This is a genomic window from Dyella lipolytica (genome assembly GCF_030160075.1).
GTDB lineage: Bacteria > Pseudomonadota > Gammaproteobacteria > Xanthomonadales > Rhodanobacteraceae > Dyella_B > Dyella_B lipolytica.
Map to the genome: position 1 here is coordinate 949068 of NZ_BSNQ01000003.1, position 15363 is coordinate 964430.

General features: G+C 57.5%; 18 protein-coding genes. 9 read left to right on the forward strand and 9 right to left on the reverse strand.

The genetic code is table 11. The features are described 5' to 3' along the window. Positions 1 to 109 precede the first annotated feature (109 nt). A complete protein-coding gene (locus tag QQL64_RS05645; protein WP_284396791.1) occupies positions 110 to 454 on the forward strand; it encodes an ArsR/SmtB family transcription factor in 345 nt (114 codons plus the stop codon). Next, positions 444 to 962, forward strand: a complete 519-nt coding sequence (locus tag QQL64_RS05650) for an SRPBCC family protein (RefSeq protein ID WP_284396794.1) — start codon at positions 444 to 446, stop codon at positions 960 to 962. Before QQL64_RS05645 ends, QQL64_RS05650 begins: the two co-directional genes overlap by 11 nt. A gap of 293 nt (positions 963 to 1255) precedes the next feature. Here the strand turns inward: QQL64_RS05650 and QQL64_RS05655 are convergent, their stop codons facing one another. From QQL64_RS05655 to QQL64_RS05670, 4 genes are all read right to left on the reverse strand, one after another. Further along, the gene (locus tag QQL64_RS05655) at positions 1256 to 1471 is read right to left on the reverse strand and encodes a hypothetical protein (RefSeq protein ID WP_284396797.1); all 216 of its coding nucleotides are present in this window, start codon (positions 1469 to 1471) and stop codon (positions 1256 to 1258) included. 34 nt (positions 1472 to 1505) lie between these two features. After that, positions 1506 to 3227 (reverse strand): cytochrome c biogenesis protein DipZ, encoded by a 1722-nt coding sequence (locus QQL64_RS05660; protein ID WP_284396800.1) that lies wholly within the window; start codon positions 3225 to 3227, stop codon positions 1506 to 1508. A gap of 175 nt (positions 3228 to 3402) precedes the next feature. Beyond that, a complete protein-coding gene (locus QQL64_RS05665; RefSeq protein ID WP_284396803.1) occupies positions 3403 to 4161 on the reverse strand; it encodes an alpha/beta fold hydrolase in 759 nt (252 codons plus the stop codon). A 277-nt stretch (positions 4162 to 4438) separates the two neighbouring features. Continuing rightward, positions 4439 to 4744: a putative quinol monooxygenase gene (locus tag QQL64_RS05670; RefSeq protein WP_284396806.1), complete on the reverse strand. Its 306-nt coding sequence runs from the start codon at positions 4742 to 4744 to the stop codon at positions 4439 to 4441. Positions 4745 to 4853: 109 nt separating this feature from the next. Between QQL64_RS05670 and QQL64_RS05675 the strand changes: the two genes are divergently transcribed. After that, complete coding sequence (locus QQL64_RS05675; RefSeq protein ID WP_284396809.1) at positions 4854 to 5816, forward strand: GlxA family transcriptional regulator; 963 nt, start codon at positions 4854 to 4856, stop codon at positions 5814 to 5816. A 239-nt stretch (positions 5817 to 6055) separates the two neighbouring features. Next, positions 6056 to 6805, forward strand: coding sequence for a nuclear transport factor 2 family protein (locus QQL64_RS05680; RefSeq protein ID WP_284396813.1), 750 nt, complete (start codon positions 6056 to 6058; stop codon positions 6803 to 6805). Here QQL64_RS05680 and QQL64_RS05685 read toward each other — a convergent pair whose 3' ends face one another. Further along, a complete protein-coding gene (locus QQL64_RS05685; protein ID WP_284396816.1) occupies positions 6806 to 7789 on the reverse strand; it encodes a hypothetical protein in 984 nt (327 codons plus the stop codon). Positions 7790 to 8076: 287 nt separating this feature from the next. On the opposite strand from QQL64_RS05685, the gene bufA2 reads away from it, so the two are divergent. From bufA2 to QQL64_RS05700, 3 genes are read left to right on the forward strand one after another with little or no spacing between them, the layout of a single operon-like run. Next, positions 8077 to 8352 carry a BufA2 family periplasmic bufferin-type metallophore gene (gene bufA2 / locus QQL64_RS05690; RefSeq protein WP_284396819.1) on the forward strand — a complete coding sequence of 92 codons (276 nt, stop codon included), beginning with the start codon at positions 8077 to 8079 and terminating at the stop codon, positions 8350 to 8352. Between the two features lie 54 nt (positions 8353 to 8406). Beyond that, positions 8407 to 9258, forward strand: a complete 852-nt coding sequence (bufB, locus tag QQL64_RS05695) for an MNIO family bufferin maturase (protein WP_284396822.1) — start codon at positions 8407 to 8409, stop codon at positions 9256 to 9258. Next, a complete protein-coding gene (locus QQL64_RS05700) occupies positions 9255 to 10004 on the forward strand; it encodes a DNA-binding domain-containing protein (RefSeq protein WP_284396824.1) in 750 nt (249 codons plus the stop codon). Before bufB ends, QQL64_RS05700 begins: the two co-directional genes overlap by 4 nt. Positions 10005 to 10019: 15 nt before the next feature. On the opposite strand, the gene QQL64_RS05705 is transcribed toward QQL64_RS05700, so the two are convergent. Both QQL64_RS05705 and QQL64_RS18245 read right to left on the reverse strand, forming a co-directional pair. Continuing rightward, positions 10020 to 10799: an alpha/beta hydrolase gene (locus QQL64_RS05705; protein WP_284396826.1), complete on the reverse strand. Its 780-nt coding sequence runs from the start codon at positions 10797 to 10799 to the stop codon at positions 10020 to 10022. 57 nt (positions 10800 to 10856) lie between these two features. After that, complete coding sequence (locus tag QQL64_RS18245; protein WP_404601078.1) at positions 10857 to 11648, reverse strand: YkgJ family cysteine cluster protein; 792 nt, start codon at positions 11646 to 11648, stop codon at positions 10857 to 10859. Between the two features lie 217 nt (positions 11649 to 11865). Here QQL64_RS18245 and msrB point away from each other — a divergent pair, with 217 nt between their 5' ends. After that, positions 11866 to 12297, forward strand: a complete 432-nt coding sequence (msrB, locus tag QQL64_RS05710; protein WP_284396829.1) for a peptide-methionine (R)-S-oxide reductase MsrB — start codon at positions 11866 to 11868, stop codon at positions 12295 to 12297. A gap of 82 nt (positions 12298 to 12379) precedes the next feature. Here msrB and QQL64_RS05715 read toward each other — a convergent pair whose 3' ends face one another. Next, positions 12380 to 13225 (reverse strand): helix-turn-helix transcriptional regulator, encoded by an 846-nt coding sequence (locus QQL64_RS05715; protein ID WP_284396832.1) that lies wholly within the window; start codon positions 13223 to 13225, stop codon positions 12380 to 12382. 93 nt (positions 13226 to 13318) lie between these two features. On the opposite strand from QQL64_RS05715, the gene QQL64_RS05720 reads away from it, so the two are divergent. After that, complete coding sequence (locus QQL64_RS05720; RefSeq protein WP_284396841.1) at positions 13319 to 14200, forward strand: SDR family oxidoreductase; 882 nt, start codon at positions 13319 to 13321, stop codon at positions 14198 to 14200. A gap of 28 nt (positions 14201 to 14228) precedes the next feature. On the opposite strand, the gene QQL64_RS05725 is transcribed toward QQL64_RS05720, so the two are convergent. Next, the gene (locus tag QQL64_RS05725; RefSeq protein WP_284396844.1) at positions 14229 to 15251 is read right to left on the reverse strand and encodes a YncE family protein; all 1023 of its coding nucleotides are present in this window, start codon (positions 15249 to 15251) and stop codon (positions 14229 to 14231) included. Between the last annotated feature and the right edge of the window lie 112 nt (positions 15252 to 15363).

Consider the following 15363-nt stretch of genomic DNA (forward strand, 5'->3'; position numbering starts at 1 on the left):
GAGTAGGGCAGGCCGAGCCTTTGACCCTCGAAGGACACTATTTGATGTCTATGGAAGGCCTGCATTTGATCCCTTGCGGACACAGATTGTTAGGTCTATAGTTAGCCACATGGCTAACAATGCAGCGGCATTAGACTCGATCTTTTATGCGCTAGCCGACCCAACGCGCCGGGCTGTTATTCAGCGGCTCGGCAGAGGGTCCGCAACGGTGGGTGAACTGGCGGAACCGTTCGCCATGGCTCTGCCGTCCTTCATGAAGCACGTGGGGATATTGGAAAGGACCGGACTGATCCGTTCCAGGAAGCGTGGCCGTATCCGGACATGCACGCTCGAACAAAAGAACTTGGCAGCCGCCGAGCGCTGGTTCGCGCAACAGCGTTCGATGTGGGCGAGTAGATACCAGAATCTCGATAGCCTCTTAGAATCACTCAATGGAGAAAAACGTGACAGCTGAACTTCGATTCGATTTCATCGTCGACAAAGAAAAAAACAGCATCATCGTAAAAAGGGAGTTTGCGGCGGGGCGCCAACTTGTGTGGGATTGTCATACGAAGCGCGAATTGCTCGATCGGTGGTTTGCTCCCAAGCCTCTTACCACCAAGACAAAGCACATGGAGTTTAAGCAAGGCGGGTATTGGCACTACGCCATGATCACACCCGATGGGCAAGCTTTCTGGAATCGCCTGGACTATCAAGCGATAAACCCGATCGATAACTATGCGGCCCTGGATGGCTTTTGTGATGAGGCAGGGATCGTGAATCCCGATATGCCCAGGGCACGCTGGGACGTCGCGTTCACCGATGCGAAGGAGCGAACCCTCGTCACGACTGTCGTGCTGTATAACTCGGCGGATGACGTGCAGAAAGCCATCGACATGGGGCTGAAGGATGGCCTGGCCTCCACCCTCGAACGACTCGATGAGCTGTTGCTCACCATGGGCGAAACGGCGGAGCACGTCTAAGAGGCGAGGTAGAAAAGGGCTGCTCTGCACGCGTGGCTTACCGGTACTGAGAGTTTCAGGGTTCTTATCCATAGAACTCCTGAAACTCACGCCAGTCTGCGCGAAACGCGATGGTGGTTCGACTTGCCTCATCAACCATCCGTCGTGCACGTGATTGCCTCCCACTGGTCGATCTCTTCCGCCAGTAAAGACAACTTCTGACGCACTAAGTCGATCGCATCGCTTCTGAGCAACAGATGCGCTGGTGGTGAGTCACTCTGCGTAGACCGTAGTTCTCTACGCATTGCGATCATTCACTCTCGATCGCCGCGAAGAATCGATCGAAGAAACCATTCCAGAACGTCGCTCTTTCCAGTCGAGACAAGTTCCTGCGGGGTCATGTCTCCGAATTCCGCAATGCCTGTGTTGTTCCACCATTCGGCCAAGAGCGACATGTTGGGCTCCAAGCATCGAGCCAGGTCTGCGATGCGTGGATTCTGTTGCGTTGAAGCGTGGCGATTGATGATCATTGATATGGACTCCTTCTCACACCAAAGGTGAGGCTCAACCGAAGGTGAAGGCATAAACCTGCACGCCGGGGGCGAGGAAGGTGATTTCGAAGGTATGTTCACCGTTGCCGTTGGCCAGTCGAACAAGTTGGTAGAGTCGCTGCGCTGCGACGGTGCCGTTGCCATCCGTATCAATGTCCACACCATGACTGGAGCCGGGTGCCTGGCCATCGATCAGCACGCGAAAACGTACGGGCTTGCCGTCGCGACCGGGGCCCAGTACCAGATGCAAATCACGACCGCGGAATCGATAGACGATGCGTCCGTTGGCGAGGTCAAGCCGCGCCTTGTCGTCGTTCACCGTCCAGCGCCCGTCGAGTGCCCACTGGTTGGCCATCAGCGTCTGTGGTGCGTGATAGGTCGAGCTATCGTCTTGCGCCAACTGGCCGCCGGCAAAATTCTCCGCGCGTTCGTAGCCCAGGTAAGTTTCCGGCGAGCGTGTGGTATTGCCTGAGACTGCGGCCTCTGCTCCCTGGGCGTTCGGTTGCACGTAGCCGCCAGGCAGATTCTCCTGGCCGGCTTCGGCGAGCAGTTGACGGATCGCGTCCTCGCTCTGCTGATAATCGCCTTCGCCGAAGTGATGGTGGCGAATATGTCCCTGCGTGTCGATGAAGTAATGCGCAGGCCAATACTCGTTGTCGAAGCCCTTCCAGATGGCATAGTTGTTGTCGAGTGCGACCGGATAGTCGACGCCCAAGTCCTTCACGGCGTTGGCGACGTTGCCCGGATCCTTCTCGAAGGCGAACTCGGGCGCGTGCACACCGATCACCACTAGGCCGTGATCTTTGTATTTATCGGCCCAGCCACGCACGTAGGGCAGGGCGCGAATGCAGTTGATGCAGGAGTAGGTCCAGAAGTCGACCAGTACGACCTTGCCACGCAGTGACCGTGTCGTGAGCGGTGGGCTGTTGAGCCACTGGGTTGCGCCGTCGAGCGAGGGTATCTCACCTTCCACCGACAACGGCTCACCTGCCTTGACAGTAGGTTGCGCAGGAGCAGCAGGGCGTACAGCGTCGATCAGCTTCTGTTCGATCCCGCCGGTGCTGGCCAGTGACACGCGAGTCAGCAATCCGGTGTCCAGCCCCAGTGCGATGCTGGCAACGCCGGCCAATACCAGCACACCCAGGACTCTGCGAACCCATTCGCCTGCACCAAGCGAACGCTTCATCAGAGCGAACACGCGCCCGCCGATGGCGAGCGCCAGTGCAAGCGACGTCGCAGCGCCGGCTGCGTAAGTGAGCAGCAGCAAGGTGGTTTGGACACTGGCGCCTTTGAGGGCCGCCCCCGTAAGCAGAAGGCCCAAGATGGGACCTGCGCATGGTGCCCACAGCAGTCCGGTGGCGACGCCTAACCCCGCCGCCGAAAGCACCGAATCATCCTCGTTGCCGCCACGCTGAGTGAGCTTGTTGCCGAGCGCTACGAATGGACGGCTAATCCATTCGGCGGCGTGCTCGGAAAGCAACGTGAGACCAAGCACAGCGAGCACTGCCAAGGCGACGAAGCGGCCGTATTGGTTTGCGTGGATGGCCCAGCCACCGCCAACAGCGGCCAGTGTGGCGACTGCGGCGAAGGTAAGCGCCATGCCCAGCAGCATGGGCAGACCATTGCGCGCGAACGGGCGGTCTGCTCGCGCGAATACAAAAGGCAGCACTGGCAGGATGCACGGACTAAGGATGGTCAGTACACCGCCGAGGTAAGCAAGGATCAGTAAGAGCATACAGGCGACGTCCGTGGTGAATTCATGGGGCGATTGGTACGGTCTCGATCTCGGGATGGGGTTATGTCCCGGTGTGTTCACAACCGAGGTGTGCCGCTGCGATGGGGGCATGCCGATTTGCGGAGATGTCGGCCTTCTACCTAAATCGGACATGCCCCATCGAGATGATCAGCGATCAGTTCGTCTGCGTTGCGGCAGTCTCGATCACTCGAGCGACTGCGGCGGGCTGGGAGATAAAAGAAGCGTGGCTTCCGGCAACCTCGGTAACTTTGGCGCCCGAACGTTGATACATCCAGCGCTGAAGTTGAGGGCTGATGACGCGATCCTCAGTGGTGAGGATGGCGTAGCTGGGCTTGGTACGCCATGCCGCCACCGTGATGGGTGTGGCCATGGCTTTCTGAGCGAGCGGCTGCTGCGAGTCCGCCAGGAACTGAGCCTCCGGGGCAGGGAGATCCTCTGCATAGGTCGCACGGAATTTGGCCGCGGGGATGTAGAAATATTTGTCCGGCGTAGCTCGCATCGCATCGTTGGGCGCGGCGAACTTCGACAGCAGTTGACCACTGGCTTCGCCGACATCAGGTTGGAGTGCGGATACATAGACGAGCGCGCTGACCTTCGGGTCGGCACCGGCCTCCGTGATCACGGAGCCGCCATAGCTATGACCGACCAGCACAACGGGGCCATTCTGCTGATCCAGGATGCGTTTGGTGGCATCGACGTCATCTGCAAGGCCAGTAAGTGGCTCCTGCACGATAGTCACGTGAAAACCATCCTTGGTCAGGATGTCGTGGATGGCACGCCAGCCTGAGCCGTCCACCAACGCACCATGGACGATGACAATATCTTTCGCGGCCGGCTGCGACGCGGCGTGTGCGATCGTGCCGCCCAGAGCGAGCAGGAAAGCAACAGCAATCTTCTTTCGTAGTGTGAGCATTTCAATCTCCAAAGGTGTTTTGACTTGCCCGACGTCTTGCTAAAGCCACCTGCTGTCGGGCAACTGTTGAGCAGTGATGCTTGTGTGTAAAAAAGAGCGCCTCAGTACTTGCGCTTACAGTCGCGTCGAACCGACTGCATTGGTTGCGTGCTCCCGGCAGGGTCTTTTCAACCGCGATGCCCTTCACGCCGGTGATGCCGATGAATCTCGGTCGCATATCGCCATATGGACGCTGCAGGCGCGCATTCGCGCGCTGGCGTACTGAGGCGCCGTGATGTCAGGCCAGCTTGTTCTTCATCGCCAGGACGTCGATCGGTTCCACCGACGGCGAGGTGGCCAGCAATTCGCTGGCACGTGCCATCAGCGCCTTGGCCATATCACCGTTCAGGTGTGCCTGACGGCCGTCTTCGTTCGCAAAGGCGTCGAAGACGCCAAACGTCGTGGGCGACAGCTTGATGGCGAACCAGATGGGCGTTCCCGCCTCCCGATTCGTCATTTCCAGACCGGCGGCAAGAAAGTCCGCGACCGCCTGTTCTTTGCCCGGCTTGGCTTCGAGCCGGACTAACAATCCACATTTAACCATCGTCGTTCTCCAGTATTTGATTGAGTGGGCTGCGCAGTGGGTGGAACTTTACAAATGGGCCACTCATGCAGATACTGTCCAAATTGACATCTTTGGTATTTATTTTGCCATGCGCATTGCCATACTTGCCCTAGAGGGGATGTTCGACACCGGCCTGACAACGGTGCTCGACGCGCTGACGACGGCCAACACACTCGCGCAATGGACGGGCATAACTACGCCGGGCTTTGACATCACGCTGATGGGAGTGCGTCCCCAAGTGCGCACCGCGCTCGGGCTGCAGGTGCCCGTATGCGACATTGCGGACACGCCGGTTCCCGATTGGGTCGTCGTGCCGGCGCTCGCTGACATCGTGCCCGAACGGCTTCTGCCCACGCTTGTGCGCGACGATGTCGTGGATGCTCTCGATGTCTTACGTCGATGGCATGGCGCCGGCGCCCACCTTGCGGCAGCCTGTACCGGCACCTTTGTGCTGGCGGAAAGCGGCCTGCTCGCCGGTTGCGAAGCCACGACGACTTGGTGGCTCACGCCCGTGTTCCGTCAGCGTTATCCGGATGTGTGCCTGGATGCGCATCGCATTGTCGTTCCGAGTGGTGTCATGGTGACGGCAGGTGCGGCCCTCAGCCATCTCGATCTTGCACTCTGGCTGATCCGCAACAACAGCCCCGAACTTGCAGCGCTCGTCGCCAAGTATCTGGTATTCGATTCGCGGCTATCGCAGTCGGGCTATGTGATTTCCGATCACCTCATCCATTCCGATCCTCTGATCGAGCGTTTCGACCGTTGGGTGCGCGAACGCCTCGACACGACACTCGCGATCGATTCGATCGCTGAAGCGCTGGGGACTAGCAAACGCACGTTGTCGCGACGTCTCGATGGCGTACTAGGCAAGACGCCCGTCGAATACATCCAGGATTTGCGGATCGAACGCGCGATTCATTTGCTGAAAACCAGCAAGTACAGCGTCGATCAGATTGCCGGGCAGGTGGGTTATGCCGAAGGCGTAACGCTCCGCACGCTGCTGCGACGACGGCTTGGAAAGGGTATACGCGAGCTGCGCCCTCGAGAGTAAGCGTCGTTGCGAGATGGTTTTCTTGGCGTGTTCTCGACTTCGTTGTGGCGATTCGGGACTGTTATCGAGGGTAGGGAAGGCGCACATAGGCCCGATCACGCGATGCTCACCCACTTGGTTGCAGGTCTTGCCCGTTTCGTAACGCTGCCTGTCCGGTTGACAACATTTGTGTTGTCCATTCGGCCCATCAATACCTATGTTCGCTATCCCGGCATACGCCGCTAGCTACACAAATCATCATGGATCGTGCCTCTTTAACGCGTTCTTTGGCCGTCGCCATCACCCTCCTTGCAGGAGGGCATGTCACCAGCGCGTCAGCGCAGGCCGTCGATGCGCCGGCTGATATCAGGAATGAGCTGTATGTTAACGACGAACTCCTACTTACTGCTGTCCATCGCGGCGATCGAGCCACCTGGTCACGGCTAACCACCTCCGACTTCATGTATGTCGAAGAAGGAGAGGTTGCACGACGTGACGATTTTTTGCGTGAACTCGAAGATGATGGGAACACGCCTCTAATCATTCGTAAATATGAGGTCAAAATCATCGGCGATACCGCGCAGGTTTTCCATTATGACGACGTGCCGCAACGCCCCGGCGGGGCTGACGTCAGCAAGTTTCATCTACTCATGACGGAGACCTGGCAACGCATCAATGGTAAGTGGTTGCTGCGAATCGTGCATATCGACCGCATCCGCGTGAATCCACCCGGCATAACGCTTAGCTCGAGTCAGATCGATGAACTGGTCGGTACATACCAGAACATAGACGGCACTTACATTATCAAGCGCGAGGGTGATCATATTCTGGGCGGCAAGCCAGGCCGTCCCTTTGTGGAACTGAAGGCAGAGACGCGCGACGTACTGTTCCGGCCCGACGACGTTTACAGAAGGGACGTATTTCAGCGTGATGCAAACGGAAAGGTGACGGGCTTCGTCACCAGGGATGAAGCGAGTGATCACCCATGGAAGCGCGTGGGTGCGCAGTAGCTAGTCGCTACGCGCACTGGGCGCTTGTAGCGTTGTAATGGAACGGCGAAGTCCGGCAAGTGGCGCGCGATCGTCAAAGCGAATAGCGCCATCGACTTCCGAAATGCCCAATTGTTTGAGTGCGTCGTGGAGATCAACCGTGACGGGGCGATCCTTAAGCTCCCGGTAAAGTGAACCCAATGCATGACCTTGCACGGCGGTGTCTCCTACCAGGATGGTTTGCTCCACGCTCCAAAAGGACGTGTTGCCGCCGCTTTCGCGATTGATAGCCCGTAGGGCGTCCTGCAGGCGATACCGGCCGCCACTGTTCTTATAGATGGAAATTTCGGCAAGCAGCCAGTACAGAGCGCCGCCCCAGTAGGTCCTGCCCCAGGTATGCGTATGATCGAGCCCTTTGTCGCCGTCGTGCGGTTGTCCCTTGGGCATGTCGTCGACGGCCCAGCGCCACACCTCTTGCGGCGTGAGTTGCCCCAATTGCGCGCGAGCAATGGGTTCAACGTATGTCGCGTTGCCCTCCATAAACCATGCATTGCGTTGAGGTAGTGAGGGGAGTGCCAGGTGCGTCATTTCATGCACCATCACCCAGTCATTGTGCAGGGCGCTGTCGCTGACGTTTCGTCCCAACGCGATGTGCGTAATGGAACTTGGATATCCCCAGGTTGTAGCAGGGCCGATGTGGTCATCATCGCTGAGCGTGACGAGCAGGCCCCAATGCTCTACGGAGAAGCGCCCGAAGTAGGCCGCGATAGCCGATGCACTTCGTCGTACCCACACTTCTATTCGATGTTTATCGAGAGGGGAGGCGTCTCCATCAATGGCGACATTGATGCTTCCGCCTGCTACGACGAAACGAAGATCGAGTGATTGCTTCAGCCTGTTGTAAATGTCCCCTGGATCGTCATCGGATTGCGCGATAGCCCGCAAGGGTGACGATGCAGCGATGGCTAAGCCACCTGCCCATTGGAGAAAGCGCCGACGTTTCATGTCACCTCCGCGATCACAACCGGTCTCCTGGTCTATCTCAAAAAAGGAAACCCTTCGTTAGCGTTCGTGCACCGCGTGATGGTCGTTACATGACGAACGGCCTATGTGCCGATGCGGTACATGCCTATTGCTGTGGGGCTGCAAGCGAAGATATGCAAGAGCCTTGATCTCCTTTGTTCCTACTCGTGGAAATGTCATGTACGGGGGCCTTGTAACTTTTTCGGAAACGACAACGAACTCACCTATGCCATCACGGCATCCCATTCTTTCAACGTAGGAGTTGTCTCATGATCAAGCTCTCCAGTGGTACCAGCCTCGCGGCAGCCGCAGCGTTCATTGCGTTTGCCAGCCTCGCTCAAGTGAGCCCGGCCCATGCATCGCCTGCAGGGGGCGACCAGGCGCAGCCGTGCTACGGCGTCAATGCGTGTAAGGGACAATCCGATTGCAAGTCGGGCGATCACGCTTGCAAAGGCCAGAACTCCTGCAAGGGCCAAGGCTTCAAAGACATGACAGCCAGCGCATGCCAGGCAGCCGGTGGCAGCCTGACCGCTCCGTCGAAGTGATCGTCAGAGCCCGACTGCTCCCACCAGTTGGGCTCTCTTTTCTGGGAACTCACTATGCGTACGCATGATTTACCTGCTTTCGAAGGATTTGGCCTGGGTTTGCGCCCCGCGCATTACCAGGAATTCCTTGACGGTCAAGTTGCGGTCGATTTTGTCGAGGTGATTTCCGAGAACTTTATGGTGCAAGGAGGCAAGCCGCTCGCCGTTCTGGAAGCGGTACGAGCGCGCTATCGCGTCGCGATGCACGGCGTGTCCTTGTCCATTGGTTCGGCCGATGGGCTGAAGCTCGATTACCTAAAACAGTTAAAAGACCTGGCCGAACGCATACAGCCGCTTTGGATCTCCGACCATCTGTGTTGGACAGGTGTCGAGGGATTTAACTCCCACGACTTGCTCCCACTTCCTTACACGAATGAGGCCATGGATGTGGTCTGCGCCCATGTCAATCAGGTGCAGGACTTCCTGGGACAACCGATCCTTCTGGAAAACCCCTCGACATATCTGAGCTACTCACAGGCCGACTACAGCGAGCCAGCGTTTCTCGCCGAGTTGTGCCGACGGACAGGGTGTTATTTTTTGTTGGACGTCAACAACATTTATGTGAGTGGCGTCAATCAAGGCTTTGATCTCTACCAGTACTTGTCTGCTATTCCCAAGGGATGTGTGAGACAGATGCATTTGGCCGGTCATAGTCAGGGAGAGAATCGCCTCATCGATACACACGATCAGCCTGTCCCTAGCGCAGTGTGGTCCGTTTACCGTGCGGCCTGCGAGCGATTTGGTTCGGTCGCGAGCATGATTGAGCGTGACGACAATATTCCACCGCTGAGCGAATTGCTCGATGAGTTAAACATCGCGCGAACGGTGGCTTCCGCAGCGTGTCAATCGGAGGAGTGTTTCGTATGAGCCTCCTGGACATGCAGCGACAGTTTCGCTCCTTTTTGGTGGACGGACCCAACGTCCTCGATCAGCACGTCCCGGCGGACGCGGCTCCTGGATTGGCTGTCTACCATCACGCCTACCGCGCTCAGTTGGAAGAGTGCATGCGTGAAACCTTTGAGCGTACCTGGGCGTGGCTAGGAGACGAGCAGTTTCATGAGGCCGTTCGTCACTACATCGAGACCCATCCACCCTCAAGTTGGACGATCAGTGACTACGGCGCGCACTTCGCGGACGTGCTGGATGCGCTCTACCCCGACAGCCCCGAGGTCGGAGAGTTGGCGCTGTTGGACTGGACTCTGCGTCGCGCGTTTGATGGTCCGGATGGCAGGGTGTTAACCACCAAAACGATGATCGAAGATATTGACTGGGACCACGCCAAGATCCGTTTTGTGCCCACCCTACGGATGTTTGCCGTGCGGAGCAATTGCAGTGCGCTATGGTCCGCCATGGCGTCCGAAAAAGTACCTCCAGCCGTTGAGTACTTCGCGGACGCGGCAGCCATTCGGGTTTGGCGAGAAGGGCATCGCTGTCGTTTCCAAACAATCGACGAACTTGAGATGCACGCGGTCAACTATGTCGCGAACGGTGCTTCGTTCGCCGAACTGTGCGGCAATCTCGCTCACCTTCTCGGGGAGGATCACGGAACTTCTGCGGCAGGAGAATTCTTGGCGGCATGGATGGGCGAAGGGGTTGTCGCTGCGATTGAGTGATCGGATCTGCTCGGATTAGAGATTAAGTCGCGAAAGGAATCCCAAGATGGCCTTCCAATTGTCTTCAGCGCCATCGGGGTCGCGACTGGCGATCAGCGTGGATGCTCCGTGAACGCCGCCGGTGATTGGAACGTACTGAACCTTCAGTGTTGAAGGCGAGGCCGACAGAATGGCTTTAGCCGCGGCGATCTCCTCGGCGTCTTTCGAAGAGGTGACGAAGAAGGGAACGGTGATTTTTGCCGCAGCAGTACGAATCATGGTGGGAGATTGGTCAAAATATTCGCCGGGAGAGAAAACGGCTAGGGCGCGGATCTCATTGACGTGCTCCGAAGCAACCACCACGGTCAACGACGCGGAATAACTGCTGCCCCAGAGAATGATGGGAAGTTTCTGTGTTTCGGCGAATGAGAGAGCGGCTTCGAGATCGCGCTTGGCATCCAGATAGTCGGCGGAATGCCCCAGTGCTTCAACCGTTTGATTGGGCCCATAGAGATTGCCGCCGGAACGTTGATCGATGGCCAGTGCGCTATATCCGGCCGCCGCGAGCCGTGGGGCAATGGTCTTATATTCATCTTTGCTGGAATGGGCTTGATGAAAAAGCACAATCAGCGCGCGCGGCGAGATCGCACGGTAGTACCTGCCATAAATCTCCACGCCATCGCTCGCTTTGAAGGTCACATTGGACGTCGCAATGGCCGGAGACGACAACGTAGTGGCCGCCGTGGCTAGCCTGGATGTCGTCATGCTACTTAGGGCGAAAAGCGTCGACACGATAAGAACGGGTACCGGGCGCATGTGAACTCCTGTTAAGGGTTTGTGACTCTGTCGGAAGCTGCTGACTTCAGTCGCCACTCAAGCTGATTGTTCCTGCGGTGGAGCATCGGGACGAAAGCCCAAGTACCGAGATGGGCCGTCTGCGATTGCTCTTGCGTACATGGGCGTTGCACCGGCCAGGCATAGCGCATCAAATGTTGCGGCTTGGTTCGTCACCATCGACCAATGGCTTCGCGACGACCTATCGTCTACGACGGGAGGAGTCTGTTGCAATACGGACAGAAGCGCTTCGGGGGAAGGGCAGTGAGCCATGAAACCTTCATTCGACAGGCTCGCACTCTGGATGTCCAATTCTTTACAGGCCCACGCCTTGACAGCGATATCAAGCTGCTCGCCGTGACGTAGGAGCGACATATGAAGCTGTGTCTGCGCGGCCACAATCTGGTTGGCGCGCACGAAAGGAGTGGGGGACGTCCACGCTTCCGGTGGGCATTGTTTATGGCTGGGCGTCACGGATAAGAAGGGGTTCACTTCGGCCGGATAAATGCGGCAAACATGCGGTCTGTTGTCATAGATGCCGCATCGCATGTCGCTGCCAAGGTTAGGGCATGCACCCTTGAACGTCGCTGCGAGTACGACGATGACACGAATGGGAAGCTCGCCGCTCCAGGCGGGAAATGAGCGTTGACGCTTATGCATCGCCGGAGCGTCTGATGTCGCGGGCTCAGTCACCCAAGGAACCGCCTCGCATAGCACTTCCACGGTGCCCCCCCGTTGCAGCCAAGCAACAGCCTCTGGACGTGTGAGTGGAAGCCGCAAGTCATGGCAACATTTGCCGCACTGCGTGCAGCTGAAATTGAGATCGGACATGGCTCCCCCGGATTAGCTCTTCAGTCTATTCGTTTCCGTCAGACGAGAAGTTACAAAGAGGAGTGGGAAGCGCTGTCTGGTCGAACGATTAGCTTGGTATGCGTGGCGTTATCACCCAGATCCTCGGGAACAGGCGCGGATGCGGAGCTTGTTCATTCACGTAACCCGACATGGGCCACCAGCGAAATCATCGGTAACTCTCCTTGGAGCCGCACCCATGACAACACGTTCGGATGGCCGCTCTTCTCACACCTTCGAAGTCAATCACACAGACGACGAGTGGCGGAAAATCCTCACCCCTGAACAATACGACGTTCTCCGCGGCCACGCGACAGAACGGGCAGGCACATGCGCGCTGCTCTATGAAAAGCGCAAAGGCACGTTCTTATGCGCAGGGTGTGACCAGCCGTTGTTCGTCGCAAAAACGAAGTTTGAAAGTGGAACAGGGTGGCCAAGTTTCAATGAGCCGGAACCGGGGGCGGTCGAGACCACCACGGATACCAGCCATGGCATGGTGCGCACCGAAGTTCATTGCAGTCAGTGCGGCGGCCACCTTGGGCACGTGTTTCCTGATGGTCCTCCGCCGACGGGGTTGCGCTATTGCATCAATGGGGTCGCGATGAACTTCTTGCCGGATTCAACCCAGTAAGGCAATACGATCCGGACGATGTGGGCGTCGCCGTGGCGCCCATCCTTGGAAAAAAACAGAACAGATCACAAGTTGATAAGCGTCAACTCGCAGATGACTGCGCCTCCATCTGTGACGCGATCCGCTCGGCGTCCGCGGGCGTTGCCGGGTTATAGACCACCATGCTGAGATCTGGTCGGCCATCCACTGCAAAAGCCGAATATTCGAAAGAGATCGGGCCGAGAACCGGGTGCCGTATGTGTTTGACTCTCTCGCCATGCGGGCCTTGAACGTCATTCTCGCGCCACATCGCTCTGAATTCCGGACTGAGTCGGCAGAGTTCTTCGACAAGCGGTTCCACTTCCTCCGCGGCCCCTGCACGGGCTGCATCCACTCGGAATGCACCTAATACGAACCGCGCCACGCTTTCCCAGTCGTGCTGCGACGCGCGAGGACGCGGATCGAGGAAAATGAAGCGCAGGATGTTTCGCTGTTCGGGCGGTAACGATCCATAGTCCATGATCATCGTGGTGGCTGCGCGATTCCACGCGACGACATACCACGTGGCAGTCCTGATGATGGCGGGTACGGGATTCAACGCATCGAGAACGCGCTGCAGTCGCGGTGTGACGCCTTCATTCTTTTGATAGCGCACATCCGGCGGGCGACCGAGCCCGATCAGAAACAGGTGCTCGCGTTCGACGTCGGTGAGCATCAAGGCATGAGCGATCCGATCGAGCACATCGGCCGACGGCGCGCCGCCTCGGCCTTGTTCCAACCATGTGTACCAGGTCGAACTGATGTTGGCGCGCTGCGCCACTTCCTCGCGACGTAACCCTGGCGTGCGGCGTCGCTCAGCGGAAAAACCGAATGCGGCTGGATCGAGCTTCAAGCGCCGATTCTTCAGATAGGTGCCGAGCTGGTTTTCGTGCGTGATCTGCGCGTCCATCCTATTAACCGTTATAACCGGATAATCTCACTACTTTACTAGCATAGATCAAGGGTGGAAATTTGTCTCCAACGAACTCTGGAGATGTTGATCATGCGTGTATTCGTCACAGGTGCTACGGGATTTATCGGTATGCCCGTCGTCAAAGAGCTGATCGGGGCAGGCCATCAGGTGCTCGGACTCTGTCGCTCGAATGACAAAGCTGCGGATCTGGCTGCTGCCGGCGCAGAGGTTTATCACGGATCGCTTGAGGACTTGGATAGCCTCAAGAAGGGCGCCGCCCAATGCGATGCTGTCATCCATCTTGCCTTCAAGCACGATTTCTCGACATTCGTCGCGAATTGCGAAGATGATCGACGTGTGATCAAGGCACTCGGTTCGGCTCTCGCTGGCTCTAACCGACCGTTGATTGTGACTTCCGGAACCGGATTGGCCAACACGGTGCCGGGTCAGCCGGCCAAGGAAGACAATGCAACGATCGCCTCAAACGTCATTCCACGTGCAGCCTCAGAAGAAGCCGCTGTCGCTGTTGCTGAAGGCGGCGTCAATGTGTCGGTGGTGCGTCTCCCGCAAGTTCACGACCCGGTCAAGCAGGGGTTGATCACCCAAGCCATTACGATATTTCGTGAAAAGGGTGCATGCGCCTATATCGGTGAAGGACACAATCGTTGGCCAGCTGCGCACGTTCTCGATGTGGCCCGCCTATACAAACTGGCGATTGAAAAAGCTGAGCCGAACGCGAAGTATCACGCCGTTGCGGAAGAGGGCATATCGATGCGCGATATCGCGCAAACCCTTGGTGAACGCCTCAACCTGCGAGTCAAGTCCATCGCAGCAGACGAAGCTCAAGCTTTTTTCGGATGGCTCGCCATGTTTGCTGGACGCGATTCTCCTGCATCCAGCGAGCAAACGCGGAAAAAGCTGGGATGGCAGCCGAACGGACCTGGATTGATTGCTGATCTTCAACAGCTGTGAGTTCCTGAAACCAGATCTTTCTGCGAATCTATTTCGTGAGGCTCGGACGCGGCTGCATCACGCGCAGGGCAGTGTGCCCCTCAAGATCCTTGAGCGGGAAATACGACCAATGCGAGGCCGGATCGACTGCCACTACGTGAGCATTCGGGCCAAGCATGCCTTCGCCGATCTTCTGCACTGTGCCGTTCTTGGTCTGGAAGATCGTAGCGATGCCTGCTTCGCCAGCCACGTAGATCCAGCCCAGCTCTGGATCGGAGGCCAAGACGTCGGGATCACCGCCCACATCGAAGGACGCCGTAACGCGACGGCTCGTCAGGTTCAGCACGAGGAATTTGTTGTTGTCCTCACAGGCAATGAATGCGAGCCGCTGCGGCGCATCGATCAGCAATCCATGATTGCCCTCGGCCCCGGGCAAGTCGATGCGATCGACGACTTTATCCGTAGTGGGATCGATATCGGCCAGCTGCCGGCGAGTCTGCACGTTGGCGAAGACATGTTTGGAGACCGGATCGTATTGGGTGTTTCCCACTTCACCACCTAACGGAATAGTGGCTACACGCTGATTCGTACGCACATCGATGACCGTATCGGTCGCACCATGCTCATCGGAGACGTAAAGCTTGCGGAGGTCCGGAACATACGCCATACCATCGGGATACACGCCTCCCGGTGCTCGTGCCACGACCTTCAGACTGTCTTCGTCTATCGCGACCACCTCGTTGCTTCCGGTAGCCGAGGCATAAACCCGACCGAGTTCCGGGATCGCCAAGACCCCGTGGACTTTGCTGATATCAGCAATTCGCGTCACGACGCGTTGGGCTTTTGTGTCAAACACGATCACGGCGCTATCGCCCAAGTGTGCGATGAACAGAAGATGCCGGCCTGGATCGAAGCTTGCGTAGTCCAGGCGCGTGGTTTCGCCACCGAGGGGTATGTCGGCCACTTTCGTTAGCGGCAAGCTGTTCGAAGTCGTGGAACTGGCGCAAGCAGTGGCTGCACCAAGAAAGGCTGCCCACACTCCGATACGGCGAAACAAGATTAACGTGCTCATAGCCACTCCATTTGTCGAGATCATGAGGTTCACTTCGTCCATGGAGTGCCGATCCAAGGCGCCAAGCGTACCCGTGGAAACTTATCGTCCGATTAGTCCGATGAGACATCAC